Origin of the sequence: Pantoea piersonii (assembly GCF_003612015.1) — a bacterium.
Taxonomy (GTDB): Bacteria; Pseudomonadota; Gammaproteobacteria; order Enterobacterales; family Enterobacteriaceae; genus Pantoea; species Pantoea piersonii.
On sequence record NZ_RARB01000001.1, the window covers coordinates 325,822 to 340,370 of the forward strand.

11 protein-coding genes and 7 tRNA genes are annotated in these 14,549 nt (G+C 55.4%); 4 read left to right on the forward strand and 14 right to left on the reverse strand.

Translation table 11 applies throughout. From position 1 onward, the window contains the following. Window positions 1–38 precede the first annotated feature (38 nt). Complete coding sequence (gene ubiF / locus D7S44_RS01595) at window positions 39–1,211, forward strand: 3-demethoxyubiquinol 3-hydroxylase (RefSeq protein ID WP_120451418.1); 1,173 nt, start codon at window positions 39–41, stop codon at window positions 1,209–1,211. A 263-nt stretch (window positions 1,212–1,474) separates the two neighbouring features. Here the strand turns inward: ubiF and D7S44_RS01600 are convergent. From D7S44_RS01600 to nagB, 12 genes are all read right to left on the reverse strand, one after another. Next, a tRNA-Gln gene (locus D7S44_RS01600) sits at window positions 1,475–1,549 on the reverse strand. A 27-nt stretch (window positions 1,550–1,576) separates the two neighbouring features. Continuing rightward, window positions 1,577–1,651, reverse strand: a tRNA-Gln gene (locus D7S44_RS01605). A 6-nt stretch (window positions 1,652–1,657) separates the two neighbouring features. Then, window positions 1,658–1,734, reverse strand: a tRNA-Met gene (locus D7S44_RS01610). Window positions 1,735–1,761: 27 nt separating this feature from the next. Continuing rightward, a tRNA-Gln gene (locus tag D7S44_RS01615) sits at window positions 1,762–1,836 on the reverse strand. A 34-nt stretch (window positions 1,837–1,870) separates the two neighbouring features. Continuing rightward, window positions 1,871–1,945, reverse strand: a tRNA-Gln gene (locus tag D7S44_RS01620). A gap of 21 nt (window positions 1,946–1,966) precedes the next feature. Next, window positions 1,967–2,051: transfer RNA gene (locus D7S44_RS01625), tRNA-Leu, on the reverse strand. A gap of 10 nt (window positions 2,052–2,061) precedes the next feature. After that, a tRNA-Met gene (locus D7S44_RS01630) sits at window positions 2,062–2,138 on the reverse strand. Between the two features lie 215 nt (window positions 2,139–2,353). Next, window positions 2,354–4,021: an asparagine synthase B gene (gene asnB, locus D7S44_RS01635; protein WP_120451419.1), complete on the reverse strand. Its 1,668-nt coding sequence runs from the start codon at window positions 4,019–4,021 to the stop codon at window positions 2,354–2,356. A gap of 298 nt (window positions 4,022–4,319) precedes the next feature. Further along, window positions 4,320–5,072 (reverse strand): HAD-IIA family hydrolase, encoded by a 753-nt coding sequence (locus tag D7S44_RS01640; RefSeq protein WP_120451421.1) that lies wholly within the window; start codon window positions 5,070–5,072, stop codon window positions 4,320–4,322. A gap of 20 nt (window positions 5,073–5,092) precedes the next feature. Continuing rightward, window positions 5,093–6,313: a DNA-binding transcriptional regulator NagC gene (gene nagC, locus D7S44_RS01645; RefSeq protein WP_120451422.1), complete on the reverse strand. Its 1,221-nt coding sequence runs from the start codon at window positions 6,311–6,313 to the stop codon at window positions 5,093–5,095. Window positions 6,314–6,320: 7 nt separating this feature from the next. Then, window positions 6,321–7,469, reverse strand: a complete 1,149-nt coding sequence (gene nagA, locus D7S44_RS01650) for an N-acetylglucosamine-6-phosphate deacetylase (protein ID WP_120451424.1) — start codon at window positions 7,467–7,469, stop codon at window positions 6,321–6,323. Between the two features lie 57 nt (window positions 7,470–7,526). Beyond that, the gene (gene nagB, locus D7S44_RS01655) at window positions 7,527–8,327 is read right to left on the reverse strand and encodes a glucosamine-6-phosphate deaminase (protein ID WP_120451426.1); all 801 of its coding nucleotides are present in this window, start codon (window positions 8,325–8,327) and stop codon (window positions 7,527–7,529) included. 331 nt (window positions 8,328–8,658) lie between these two features. Here nagB and nagE point away from each other — a divergent pair, with 331 nt between their 5' ends. From nagE to D7S44_RS01670, 3 genes are all read left to right on the forward strand, one after another. Next, window positions 8,659–10,689 carry an N-acetylglucosamine-specific PTS transporter subunit IIBC gene (nagE, locus tag D7S44_RS01660; protein ID WP_120451427.1) on the forward strand — a complete coding sequence of 677 codons (2,031 nt, stop codon included), beginning with the start codon at window positions 8,659–8,661 and terminating at the stop codon, window positions 10,687–10,689. A 163-nt stretch (window positions 10,690–10,852) separates the two neighbouring features. Next, window positions 10,853–12,520, forward strand: a complete 1,668-nt coding sequence (gene glnS / locus D7S44_RS01665) for a glutamine--tRNA ligase (RefSeq protein WP_120451429.1) — start codon at window positions 10,853–10,855, stop codon at window positions 12,518–12,520. Window positions 12,521–12,757: 237 nt separating this feature from the next. Further along, window positions 12,758–13,153 (forward strand): hypothetical protein, encoded by a 396-nt coding sequence (locus D7S44_RS01670; RefSeq protein ID WP_120451431.1) that lies wholly within the window; start codon window positions 12,758–12,760, stop codon window positions 13,151–13,153. Between the two features lie 57 nt (window positions 13,154–13,210). Here D7S44_RS01670 and fur read toward each other — a convergent pair whose 3' ends face one another. Further along, entirely contained in the window at window positions 13,211–13,654 is a 444-nt protein-coding gene (fur, locus tag D7S44_RS01675) for a ferric iron uptake transcriptional regulator (protein ID WP_120451433.1), read from the reverse strand. Between the two features lie 354 nt (window positions 13,655–14,008). Then, a complete protein-coding gene (gene fldA / locus D7S44_RS01680) occupies window positions 14,009–14,539 on the reverse strand; it encodes a flavodoxin FldA (RefSeq protein ID WP_081136329.1) in 531 nt (176 codons plus the stop codon). Between the last annotated feature and the right edge of the window lie 10 nt (window positions 14,540–14,549).

Consider the following 14,549-nt stretch of genomic DNA (forward strand, 5'->3'; position numbering starts at 1 on the left):
GTCTTACGCGGCGGGTAAAGAGCAGAAGGAGATAAGCAATGCAGGATAACCGCTTTGATGTGGTGGTGGTAGGCGGCGGCATGGTCGGCGCGGCGCTGGCGTGCGGCCTGGCGCTTCAGCAGTTTCGCGTCGCGGTCGTGGAGCGCGCGGAGCCTGCGCCTTTTGACCCCGACAGCGATCCCGACGTGCGTATCTCCGCGATTGGCAGCGCCTCGGTAGGGCTACTGAAGCAGCTCGACGTCTGGCCGCGCGTCCAGGCGATGCGCTGCGCGCCCTATCGCAAGCTGGAAACCTGGGAGTGGCAAACGGCCCACGTCAGTTTCGACGCCGCGTCGCTGGGTCTGCCGGAGCTGGGCTTTATGGTCGAGAATAACGTTCTGCAGCGCGCGCTGTGGGAAAGGATGGAGCAGCTCGATATTCAGCTGCGCTGTCCCGCGACGCTCTCCAGCCTGCAACAGGAGAATGGCGGCTGGCGGCTCGATCTCAGCGACGGCGAAGCGCTGCATACGCGGCTGGTGGTCGGCGCCGACGGCGCGAACTCGCAGGTGCGGCAGATGGCGGGCATTGGGATTCAGGGCTGGAGCTATGCGCAATCCTGTTTGCTTATCAGCGTCACCTGCGAACATCCGACAGGTGACTCCACCTGGCAGCAGTTTACGCCGCAAGGTCCGCGCGCGTTTCTGCCGCTGTATGACAATCGCGCCTCGCTGGTGTGGTATGACGCGCCGGCGCGCATTCGCCAGCTACAGGCGATGCCGATGCCGCAGCTGGAAAAAGAGATCGCCGCGACGTTTCCGGCGCGGCTGGGACGCTTTAAAGCGCATGCGGCAGGTGGCTTTCCGCTGGTGCGACGCCATGCGCAGCGTTATGTGCTGCCCGGGCTGGCGTTGATCGGCGACGCGGCGCACACCATCAACCCGCTGGCGGGGCAGGGCGTCAACCTTGGCTATCGTGACGTGGACGCGCTGGTGGAGGTGCTGGTAGAGGCGCGCAGCAATGCGCAAGAGTGGGCCTCGGAGAACGTGCTGCGTCGTTATCAGTCACAGCGCCGACGGGATAATTTGCTGATGCAGGGCGGAATGGATCTCTTCTATTTCGCCTTTAGCAACCGACTGCCGCCGCTGACGTTTGCGCGCAACCTGGGGTTGATCGCGGCAGAGCGGTCGGGGGCGCTGAAGCGCAAGGTGCTGCGGTACGCGCTGGGGTTATAGCGGCGGGTTTTAAAGGTGTAAGCGGCAGTGGATGATAGTAGACCTCTGCCGTGATTGTACGTGGCTTTAGGCCAGAGTCTCTTCCCGGTCGCAAAGCCGCTGTTCGTCATCCATGACCGCTCGTCCCGCAACGGCCCTGTCGCGGGACGCTTTGCTTTTTGGGAAGAGACTCTTTAGCCGGTGTGCAGCAACGTTGCTGTTTGAAAAGAAATAGCAGACGACAAAAACAACAAGGCCCGCGAAAGCGGGCCTGTTGTGCAATTTGGCTGGGGTGCAGGGATTCGAACCCCGGAATGCCGGAATCAGAATCCGGTGCCTTACCGCTTGGCGACACCCCAATAGTGTCTGTTCAAATTGTCTTTGTATGGCTGGGGTACGAGGATTCGAACCTCGGAATGCCGGAATCAGAATCCGGTGCCTTACCGCTTGGCGATACCCCAATAATTTGGTGGCTACGACGGGATTTGAACCTGTGACCCCATCATTATGAGTGATGTGCTCTAACCAGCTGAGCTACGTAGCCAAAAGTACTGCTTACTGCATCCGATGATGGCTGGGATACCTGGATTCGAACCAGGGAATGCCGGTATCAAAAACCGGTGCCTTACCGCTTGGCGATATCCCATCTGTCGACTCGTATCCACGAGAGTGCATCGGATTGGCTGGGGTACCTGGATTCGAACCAGGGAATGCCGGTATCAAAAACCGGTGCCTTACCGCTTGGCGATACCCCATCCGGCTGCCGAAGACTGAAATGGTGCGGGAGGCGAGACTTGAACTCGCACACCTTGCGGCGCCAGAACCTAAATCTGGTGCGTCTACCAATTTCGCCACTCCCGCAAAAAAAAGATGGTGGCTACGACGGGATTTGAACCTGTGACCCCATCATTATGAGTGATGTGCTCTAACCAGCTGAGCTACGTAGCCATCTTTTTACGCGTTACCTTCATCGGCGTTGCGGGGCGCATTATGCGTATTGAGCTCTGGAGCGTCAACACATTTTTTGCCGTTTTTCGCCTCCGCGCGCCTGTTTGTCTGGCTTGTAACCAGGCTGATGAATTATTCGGCAAATTTTGATCGTAACCGCATCAAAGCTAAATAAAAGGGGTCCCGCAAGACCCCTTTATTATCACTTATTTTGCTTATTTATAAGCGGACTGATGCACACCCACCGCGCGGCCTGAAGGATCGTCCATTGATTTGAACGCTTCATCCCATTCAATCGCTTTCGCAGAGGAACAGGCGACCGACGGACCGCCAGGCACACACTCCGCCGCGCTTGGCAGCGGGAACAGCTCTTCAAAGATTTCGCGATAGAGGTAAGCCTCTTTCGATGCCGGCGTGTTGTACGGGAAGCGGAAGTGCGCGGTCGCCAGCTGCTGATCGCTTATCTGCTTCGCCGCGACCTCTTTCAGCGTATCGATCCAGCTGTAGCCCACGCCGTCAGAGAACTGCTCTTTCTGACGCCAGGCGACGCTTTCCGGCAGATAAGAGGAGAAGCATTCGCGCAGGATGTGTTTCTCCATCTTGCCGTTGCTGCCGCACATCTTGTCCTGCGGGTTGATGCGCATCGCCACGTCGAGGAATTTTTTGTCGAGGAAGGGCACGCGCGCTTCCACGCCCCAGGCGGACATCGCTTTGTTGGCGCGCGCGCAGTCGTACATATGCAGCGCCAGCAGTTTGCGCACGTTCTCTTCATGAAACTCTTTGGCGTTCGGCGCTTTATGGAAGTAGAGATAGCCACCGAACACCTCATCCGCGCCCTCGCCGGAAAGCACCATCTTGATGCCCATCGCCTTGATTTTACGCGACATCAGGTACATAGGCGTTGAGGCGCGAATGGTAGTAACGTCATAGGTTTCAATGTGATAGATCACATCACGAATCGCATCCAGCCCTTCCTGCACGGTAAAGTGAATTTCGTGGTGCACTGTGCCCAGGTGTTCCGCCACCGCTTTCGCCGCTTTCAGATCCGGCGATCCTTCCAGACCGACCGCGAAAGAGTGCAGCTGCGGCCACCAGGCGTCGCTCTTGTCCTGATCTTCGACGCGTTTCGCGGCGAAGCGTTTGGTCACCGCCGAGATAATCGAGGAGTCCAGCCCGCCGGAGAGCAGTACGCCGTAAGGCACGTCTGACATCAGGTGGCTTTTCACCGACTCTTCCAGCGCATGCTTCAGGCCTGCGGCATCGGTGGTGTTGTGTTCTACCGCAGCGTACTCCATCCAGTCACGCTGCCAGTAACGACGGATCTCGCCGTCGGTGCTGGAGAGATAGCTTCCCGGGGGGAACTCTTTAATTGAACGGCACACCGGCACCAGCGCTTTCATTTCAGAGGCGACAAAAAGGTTGCCATGTTCATCGTTGCCCATATAGAGCGGGATGATGCCGATATGATCGCGGCCGATCAGATACTGCTGCTTTTCGCTGTCCCACAGGATAAACGCGAACATGCCCTGCAGCTCGTCAAGGAAATCGACCCCTTTTTCCTGGTAGAGCGCCAGAATAACTTCGCAGTCGGAGCCGGTCTGGAACTGGTAGCGATCGCTCAGCTCGGCGCGCAGCGCCTGATGGTTGTAGATCTCGCCGTTAACCGCCAGAACATGGGTGCGATCGGCGTTGTACAACGGCTGGGCGCCGTTGTTGACGTCGACGATGGACAGACGCTCATGCGCGAGGATCGCTTTATCGTCGGCATACACGCCAGACCAGTCCGGCCCGCGGTGACGCATCAGACGAGAACTCTCCAGCGCTTTTTTACGCAGTTCAACCGGATCGCTTTTCAGATCCAACACACCAAAAATAGAACACATATTCTGACTCCTGAGCTCGCCTGTCGGCGATGTTATCGTTGCCTTGTCCGGCAGCCAGCGGCTGCGTGATGTATAAGAAAATGCGCTATTTCATGTGGCCAATGCAAGCATATTCGCTTTTTACTGATAAAAAGAATGTTGCTCAGGCATTAAATTTGAATAATATTTAATTAATTACGCTTTTCATTGATGGATCGGCAATAGATGCCAAAAGCCGGGCAAAAAATAAGCAGTGAGAGAAGGTTTTTAAAGGAGAGAGCTGAGCGCCTCCTGACAGCAGGCGGCGCAGGGAGAAGATTTAAAACAGGTCGATATCGGCCACAGAAGGGTAAATCCAGTCGGGACGGAAGGGCATTGCGTCAATATCGCTCAGCGTCGAGACGCCGGAGAGCACCAGCACGGTCTCCAGTCCCGCCTGAAATCCGGCCAGGATATCGGTGCGCAGGTTATCGCCGACGATCACTGTCTCTTCGGAGTGAGCCTGCATCTTATTCAGCGCGGCACGCATAATGTACGGACTGGGTTTGCCGACGTAAAAAGGGCGACGGCCAGAGATTTTTTCGATTCCGGCGCAGAGCGCGCCGCAGGCGGGCACAAAGCCGCGCGCGTGCGTATCGGGATTGGTGGCGATAAAGCGTGCGCCGCTGGCGACGAAAAAGGCCGCCTTATGCATCATCTCCCAGTTGAAGGAGCGCGTCTCGCCGACGATAACAAAATCAGGATTGACGTCGGTGATGGTGAAGCCCGCTTTGTAGAGTTCATGGATCAGCGCGCCTTCGCCAATCACGTAGGCTTTCTTGCCTTCCTGACGGCGCAGAAAATCGGCGGTCGCCATCGCCGAAGTATAAAACACCGAATCAGGTACCTCGACGCCGGCGTTGGCGAAGCGGTTCGCCAGATCCTGCGCGGTCTGTGAAGGATAGTTGGTCAGCACCACCAGCGGCATCTCTTTTTGCAGGATGCGCTGCAGAAATTCCTTCGCGCCGGGAACGGCGGTGTTGTCATGCATTAACACGCCGTCAATATCGCAAATTACGCTTTTTATCGTCATAGGTTCAGTCCGGTTCGCGTTTACTCTTCCAGTAGATGTTGCAGCAGAATGCCGTTAAGCATGGCGCGTTTTGCCAGAGCAAAAGCGCCTATCGCTGAACGATGATCGAGCTCGGAACGCACCACCGGCAAATTTTTGCGGAAGGCGTTGAGCGCTTGCGTATTAATACAACCTTCAATAGCCGGGAACAGCACTTTTTCTGCGTCGGTGATTTCACCCGCCAGTACCACTTTTTGCGGGTTGAACAGGTTAATCGCAATGGCGATCGCTTTGCCAAGGTAACGCCCGACATATTCGATGACTTCGCAGGCCAGCGCATCGCCCTGGTTAGCAGCCTTGCAAATTTGCCCGATCTGGCAGGCATCCTGCGTCAGAACGCTAGGGTAGCCCTGACTGAGCAGATGACGCACGCGATTTTCAATCGCGCCGTTCGCGGCGATGGTTTCCAGACAGCCGAAATTGCCGCAGTGGCAGCGTTCACCGAGCGGATCGACCTGAATATGGCCAATTTCGCCTACGTTGCCGTTGCTGCCGAGAAAGATATGGCCGTTAGCGATAATGCCCGCACCGGTGCCGCGATGCAGTCGCACCAGGATCGAGTCGGCGCAGTCGCGGCTTGCACCAAAGTAGTGCTCAGCCAGCGCCAGGCTGCGAATATCGTGACCGACGAAGCTGGTAACTTTAAAGCGATTTTGCAAGCCGGCCACCAGCGGCCAGTGGCTGACGGTGATATGCGGCATATAGCGGATCACGCCGTTTATCGGATCGACCAGGCCAGGCAGGATCACCGAGATCGCGATCAGTTCGCGGATCTTACGCTGGTGGGTCGCAATAAAGCTGTCGATAGCGGCAAACAGCGCGTGCTCCAGCGTTTCCTGCGTTCGCTCCGGCAGCGCATAATCTTCCTGCGCCAGCGACTTGCCGCTGAGGTCGAAGAGCGTCAGCGTGGCGTCATTGCGGCCGAGCCGGACGCCGATAGCGTGAAAATTTCGCGTTTCGGTAACGATGGAAATGGCGCGGCGACCGCCGGTGGATGCCTGCTGATCCACCTCTTTAATCAGGCCGCGCTCGATAAGCTGGCGGGTAATTTTAGTGACGCTGGCGGGCGCAAGCTGACTGAGTTCGGCAATCTGAATGCGCGAAATAGGGCCTTGCTGATCGATTAGCCGGTAAACGGCTGCGCTGTTGAGTTGCTTGACAAGATCGACATTTCCTATTTGTGTCTGGCCGCCAGTGGTCATTCAGTGCTTACTCGCTCAGGACGTCGTCTCCATTGACAAACGTCTTAGTGATTTTGAAATCACGCGTAAAAACAGTCAGGTTTGCGACTTTTCCCGCTTCGACAGTGCCCAGCTGTTTTTCCACGCCCATTGCCTGTGCCGGGTAGAGCGTCGCCATACGCAGCGCTTCATCCAGTGCGATGCCGACATGTTCGACGGCGTTGCGTACTGATTCAATCATGGTAATGGCGGAGCCGCTCAGCGTTCCGTTCTCGTCCACGCACAGGCCATTGCGATAGTATATTGTTTTGCCAGCGAAAATGAATTTATCAATTTCGGCGCCTGCGGGCGCGGTGGCGTCAGTAACCAGCACCAGCTTATCGCCCTTGATGCGTTTGGCATTGCGTACGTTAGCGTAATGGACGTGTAACCCATCTGCAATGATGCCGCAATAAACGTCGGGCGCATCGAACAGCGCGCCGATCAGGCCCGGCTCGCGACCGGCGAAAGCGGGCATGGCGTTATAGAGATGGGTCGCAAAGGTGACGCCGGCGCGGAAACCCGCTTTGGCTTCATCATAGGTGGCGTTGGAGTGACCCGCAGAGACGATAATGCCCGCCTGCGTCAGCTGACGAATTACCTCGTCGCCAGCGTTTTCCGGTGCCAGCGTCACCTTGGTGATAACGTCGGCGTTGTCGCACAAATAACGCACCAGCGACGGGTCGGGCAGGCGAATCAAATCGGGATTATGCGTGCCTTTCTTGGCCTTATTCAGCCACGGACCTTCCAGGTGCAGGCCCAGCGCCTGATGCTGATATTTGCGTTTGTAAGCGCGCATGGTGTCGATGGCGCGCTTCATCAGTTCGTCGCTGCTGGTGATAAGCGTCGGCAGGAAGCTGGTGCAGCCCGATTTTTCGTTGGCGCGCTGCATGATTTCCAGCGTCTCGACGCTCAGCGCGTCGATGTCGTCATTGAACTGCACGCCGCCGCAGCCGTTAAGCTGTAAATCAATAAAGCCGGGAGCGATCAGCGCGCCTGCAACGTCGCGCTGCGCAATATCAGCGGGCAGCGCATCGCGTGGACAGACGCGTTCGATCAGCCCATCGGCAATAACCACCGCGTGGTTATCCAGAATTTCATGACCAGTATAAATTCGGCCGTTTACTAATGCGTACATCTTGGTTCTCCCGGCTGAGCCCGCCAGAGCGAGGCGGCGGGCATTTACAACATCGTCTTACACGCCTTTCATATTTTCCGCTTCCATTTCGCGGAAATATTTGACGGTCTTCACTTTCAGTTCCATGGTGGCGGGTTCATCGCATACCACCACCGATTTTGCATGCAGCTGCAGACAGCTGATGGTCCACATATGATTGACGTTGCCTTCGACAGCGGCCTGCAACGCCTGCGCTTTAACATGGCCGGTCACCAGAATCATCACTTCTTCCGCATCCAGCAGCGTGCCGACGCCAACGGTCAGCGCATATTTTGGCACCTGATCCACATCGCCGTTAAAGAAGCGCGAATTCGCCATGCGAGTGTCATGCGTCAGCGTTTTAATGCGGGTGCGTGAGGCCAGCGAAGAAGCGGGTTCGTTGAAGGCGATATGACCATCATTGCCGACGCCGCCCATAAACAGGTGGATTTTACCCAGTGCGCGAATCTTCTCTTCATACTGACGACATTCTGCGTCAATATCTGGCGCATTGCCATTCAGAAGATTGATATTTTCTGGTTGAATATCAACGTGATCGAAAAAGTTACGGTACATAAAGCTGTGATAGCTTTCCGGATGCTCTTTCGGCAGGCCGACATATTCGTCCATATTGAAGGTGACGACATGCTTAAAGCTGACCTGGCCCGCTTTGTGCATCTCAATAAGATGCTTGTAAGCTTCCAGCGGTGTACCACCCGTCGGCAAACCTAAAACGAAGGGGCGGTCTGCGGTAGGGTTAAAGGCATTGATACGGTTAACGATATGACGGGCTGCCCACTTACCGACCTGCGTAGGGGTAGCCAAAGGGATAAGTCGCATGTTTCACCTCATTCTGAGAAAAGAAAAGGGGACGATGCAGTAACCGCTGCGGTCATCATTACGCTGTAGGCGGAAGACGGTTTCGTTATGCGGTCACTGCGTCTTGATATTTTTTATCATAAAATAAGTTAGGGTCGTTCGCCAGACGTCTACGCGGTTATCGGTGCTTTTTGGTGATAATTATCACAGAAGAGACGCTTATAATTTGCGAGACGAATTAATTTGTCATTACACTGCGCACGTGAAGTGTAGTGTCATTCAACCCCTGCGGCTGACAATAAAAAGCAAGCGGCGCAGGGCGACAAGTCGGTCTCATAGGGGGAAAGGACAAATGTTAGGTTACTTACAAAAGGTTGGCCGCGCGCTGATGGTGCCGGTAGCGACCCTGCCGGCGGCGGCAATATTGATGGGGGTCGGTTACTGGCTCGACCCGGACGCCTGGGGCGCAAGCAACGCGCTCGCCGCGCTGCTGATAAAGTCAGGCGCGGCGATTATTGAAAATATGTCAGTGCTGTTCGCTATCGGCGTGGCGTATGGTCTATCAAAAGATAAAGACGGCGCGGCGGCGCTGACCGGCTTCGTCGGTTTCCTGGTCGTGACGACGCTCTGCTCGCCCGCAGCGGTGGCGATGATTCAGAAGATGCCGGTCGATCAGGTGCCTGCTGCGTTCGGCAAAATCAATAACCAGTTTGTCGGCATTCTGGTAGGCATCCTGTCGGCGGAGGTCTATAACCGCTTCAGCCATGTGGAGCTGCCTAAAGCGCTCTCTTTCTTCAGCGGTCGACGACTGGTGCCAATCCTCGTCTCTTTCCTGATGATTATCGTGGCGTTTATTCTGATGTACATCTGGCCGCTGATCTTTAACGGTCTGGTGAGCTTCGGCGAACATATCCAGAAGCTGGGTTCCGTCGGCGCGGGCGTCTACGCTTTCTTCAACCGTCTGCTTATCCCGGTCGGTCTGCATCACGCGCTGAACTCGGTATTCTGGTTCGACGTCGCAGGTATCAACGATATTCCTAAGTTCCTCGGCGGCGCGCAGTCTATCGCTAACGGCACCGGCATTGTCGGTATTACGGGACGCTATCAGGCGGGCTTCTTCCCGATTATGATGTTCGGCCTGCCCGGCGCGGCGCTGGCGATCTACCACTGCGCGCGTCCGGAAAACCGCGCGAAAGTAGGCGGCATTATGCTGGCCGCAGCCTTTGCGGCCTTCTTCACCGGCATTACCGAGCCGCTGGAGTTCTCCTTTATGTTCGTGGCGCCGGTGCTCTATGTGATTCACGCCGTGCTGACCGGTATCTCTGTCTTTATCGCCGCCAGCATGCACTGGATCGCCGGTTTCGGCTTTAGCGCCGGTCTGGTGGATATGGTGCTGTCGAGCCGCAACCCGCTGGCGACCCACTGGTGGATGCTGATCCCGCAGGGCATCGTCTTCTTTGTGCTCTACTATGTGGTGTTCCGCTTCACTATTCAGAAATTCAACCTGATGACGCCGGGCCGCGAGCTGGCGGTAGCGGGCGATGAAACGGACGGCTATGACGTCAACGTCGACAATACCGACAACGGCGAGAGCGCAACCGAATCGCTGGCGCGTCGCTATATCGGCGCAGTCGGCGGCTCTGACAACCTGACCGGCATTGACGCCTGCATCACCCGTCTGCGTCTGAACGTGAAAGACTCGTCACAGGTGAATGAATCGGTCGCCAAACATCTGGGCGCGTCAGGCGTAATTCGCCTGAACAAACAGAGCGTGCAGGTGATTGTCGGCACCCAGGCGGAAAGCATCGCCACCGCTATGAAAAAGGTGCTGTCAAAAGGCCCCGTCGCATCGGCGGGCGGCGCGTCTACCGCCGCTGCGGCACCGGTAGTAAAACCGCAGGCGGCGTTGAACCGCGACAGTAAGGTGATTGCGACGCTGCTGGCGCCGGTAAGCGGCAACGTTGTCGCCCTTGACGCTGTGCCTGACGAAGCCTTCGCCAGCAAGGCGGTGGGTGAGGGACTGGCAATCAAACCGACGGGTAAAGTGGTGGTGGCGCCAGCCGCAGGTACGGTAGTGAAGATTTTCGACACCAATCATGCCTTCTGTCTGGAAACCAGCAGCGGCGTGGAGATCGTGGTGCATATGGGTCTCGATACCGTGGCGCTGGGTGGCAAAGGCTTTACCCGGCTGGTGGAAGAGGGCGCGATGGTGTCGGCGGGACAGCCGGTGCTGGAGATGGATCTCGATTTCCTGAACGCCAACGCGCGCTCGATGATCAGTCCGGTCGTGGTCAGCAATAGCGAGGATTTCGTCGGTCTGACGCTGCTGGCGACCGGCACGGTAGTGGCCGGAGAAACCCCGCTTTATGAGGTAAAAGGCTAAGCCCTTAACCGCGGCGACGTAAAAAAAAGCAGGCAGGAAGCAATTCCTGCCTTTTTTCGTTTTATCGCCTTAACAAACCGGTTGTTTCCCTTCGGCGCTTTGTGGATCATACTCCGTTACTTCGTGGTACAAACCACCCGCTATACGTATTGAGGATTGAGAGATGAGTGAGGCTGAAGCCCGCCCAACTAACTTTATTCGTCAGATCATTGACGAAGATTTGGCGAGCGGCAAGCACAACAGCGTGCATACCCGTTTCCCGCCTGAGCCTAATGGCTATCTGCATATTGGCCATGCAAAATCGATCTGCCTGAACTTCGGCATTGCTCAGGACTATCAGGGTCAGTGCAACCTGCGTTTCGACGATACCAACCCGGTTAAAGAAGATATGGAGTTCGTTGAATCCATCAAACGCGACGTGCGGTGGCTGGGCTTTGAGTGGAGTGGGGAGGTTCGCTATTCCTCTGATTACTTCGATCAGCTTTATCACTACGCGGTTGAACTGATCAATAAAGGCCTGGCCTATGTTGACGAACTGACGCCGGAAGAGATCCGCGAATATCGCGGCACCCTGACCGCGCCGGGTAAAAACAGCCCATACCGCGATCGCAGCGTAGAAGAGAACCTGGCGCTGTTTGAAAAAATGCGCAACGGCGAGTTTGCCGAGGGCAAAGCCTGCCTGCGCGCCAAAATCGATATGGCCTCCAGCTTTATCGTAATGCGCGATCCGGTGCTCTACCGCATTAAGTTTGCCGAGCATCATCAGACCGGCAAAAAGTGGTGCATCTATCCGATGTACGACTTTACCCACTGCATCTCCGATGCGCTGGAAAATATCACCCATTCGCTCTGTACGCTGGAGTTCCAGGATAACCGCCGTCTGTATGACTGGGTGCTGGACAACATCTCTATTCCGGTGCATCCGCGCCAGTATGAGTTCTCCCGCCTTAACCTCGAATATGCGGTGATGTCGAAACGTAAGCTGACGCAGCTGGTCAGCGAAAACGTGGTAGAAGGCTGGGACGATCCGCGCATGCTGACCGTGTCTGGTCTGCGCCGTCGCGGCTACACTGCCGCTTCGATCCGCGAGTTCTGCCGCCGTATTGGCGTAACCAAACAGGACAACGTGGTGGAGATGGCGTCGCTGGAGTCCTGCATTCGCGACGATTTGAACGAAAACGCGCCGCGCGCTATGGCGGTGCTCGATCCGCTGAAAGTGGTGATTGAAAACCTGCCGGCTGGGCATAATGAAATCATCACTATGCCGAACCATCCGAACAAGCCCGAAATGGGCACTCGCGATGTGCCTTTTGGCCGTGAGGTCTGGATCGACCGCGCTGACTTCCGCGAAGAAGCCAACAAGCAGTACAAGCGCCTGGTGCTGGGCAAAGAAGTTCGCCTGCGCAATGCTTATGTGATCCGCGCCGAACGCGTTGCTAAAGATGAAGAAGGCAATATCACCTGCATCTACTGCACCTGCGACGTCGATACCTTAAGCAAAGATCCGGCTGATGGCCGCAAGGTGAAAGGAGTAATCCACTGGGTCTCTGCGGATCACGCGCTGCCAGCGGAATTCCGACTCTACGATCGCCTGTTCAGCGTGCCGAATCCAGGCGCGGAAGAGGATTTCCTGACGACCATCAATCCGAACTCTTTAGAGATCCGTCAGGGATTCGTCGAGCCGGGCCTGCAGAATGCCAGCCCGGAAGCGCCTTATCAGTTTGAGCGCGAAGGCTATTTCTGCGCCGACAGCCGCTACTCACGTCCAAACCAGCTGGTGTTTAACCGCACCGTGGGTCTGCGTGATACCTGGGCGAAAATCGGCGATTAGATTTTTAAATCAACGTCATCATAAAATCATTAAAGGGCGAGCAATCGCCCTTTTTTATGACTGCAATCTGCACTTAGACGTTTTTTTGTGCTGTTGTAAATAATCAACTCTTGTCAGGCCGCGCTGGGAGTTATCTGAGTTAACAAAAATTAATCAGTTTCCAGCTGTGAATTTCGTTTTTTCAGGTAGGCTATTCGCTCTTAAAAGAGGCTATGCGGGCAATAAGAAGGAAAAATGATGACGGCTCTTGGTCAGGAAGCAAAACACAGCGTGGTGGTTTTACATCAGTTAATCGAACGTATATTTAACCAGCCTTCAGGTGGGGATGACACTTTCCATCTGCTGCTGTCGCATTTCCATCCCGATTTCCGCATGGTGACGCCGCAGGGCAGGCTGCTCGATCTGAACCAGACCGAAGAGCTGTTCCGCCAGCTGCAGGGACGACGAGAAGGAATGCGCATCGCGACCAGCGAGCACGCCGTCATCTCTCAGCAAAAAGATGAAATCACCATTCAGTACCGTGAATTGCAAATGATGAACGGCAGCGATCAGACGCGCATCTCGCTGGCGATTCTGGACTGCAGCACGTCCGTTCCCCGCTGGCGCTACCTGCACGAAACGCTGGTTGCCTGACGCCCATAAAAAAGCCGGTAGACATACCGGCTTTTAGAATGACTGCATAGCACATTTTTACTGGTCGTGGAGCGTTTCGTCTTCGCGGCAATCGCCCAGCGCACAGTGACCGTAGAGATAAAGACTGTGGTTAGTCAGCTTGATGCCGTGGCGGGTTGCGATATCCCGCTGGCGCGCTTCGATCGACTCATCGCTGAACTCGATCACTTTGCCACAGTCGAGGCAGATCAGATGATCGTGATGCTGCTGCTGGGTCAGTTCGAAAACCGATTTCCCGCCTTCAAAGTTGTGACGCGTCACAATGCCCGCATCGTCAAACTGGTTAAGTACACGATAAACGGTAGCCAGACCAATCTCTTCGCCCATATCGATCAGGCGTTTATAAAGATCTTCCGCGCTGACGTGATGGCACTGAGGTTCCTGAAGCACTTCCAGAATTTTAAGTCTGGGCAGTGTGACTTTCAGGCCAGCCTTCTTTAATGCGGTGTTGTTGTCAGTCATGCGGATATTGTCCTGTTACTTTGCTGGTTACTTGAGGCGCCTTGCCTTGAATGTCGTTCGGTGTCTGTTCTCATTTGCGTCTCATTATAGAGGTGAAGTATTGAAATGAAAACCGAGGGAAACGCCTGAGATCAACACGGGCTGTAAGAAGATACGTAACGGCACCGGGCGGAGAAATACAGGAGGTTCGTTATCATTTCGCTAACTTCATGACCTCGCGGGAGAAATAAGCAGATAACCGATGTGGGTATTGTACAGAATCGGAGATAAAAGTTAAAAAGCTGTAGCTATTATTTCTATAGGAAAAAACATTAACTCAATGTGAGCCAGCGCCCACATTGAGTATGTGGGTAATCAGGCTTCGATGATCGCCTGCAGCTGCAGTTCGTCATAGATCTGTTTAACCCAGGCGTCGACACGCTGGCTGGTGAGTTCCGGCTGACGATCTTCATCAATGGCCAGACCAAGGAAGTGTTTGTCGTCCGCCAGACCTTTAGAGGCTTCAAAGTGATAACCTTCGGTCGGCCAGTGACCCACGATCACCGCGCCGTTCGGCTCGATGATATCGCGAATGGTGCCCATCGCGTCGCAGAAATATTCTGCGTAGTCTTCCTGATCGCCGCAGCCGAAAAGCGCCACCAGCTTGCCGTTAAAATCGATCTCTTCCAGCGTCGGGAAGAAATCATCCCAGTCGCACTGCGCTTCGCCGTAGTACCAGGTAGGAATGCCCAGCAGCAGAATGTCGAACGCTTCCAGATCTTCTTTAGTGCTCTTGGCAATGTCATGCACTTCCGCAACGTCTTTGCCCAGTTGTTTCTGGATCATTTTTGCAATGTTTTCGGTGTTGCCGGTATCGCTGCCAAAGAAGATGCCTACGATTGCCATGGGGTAAATA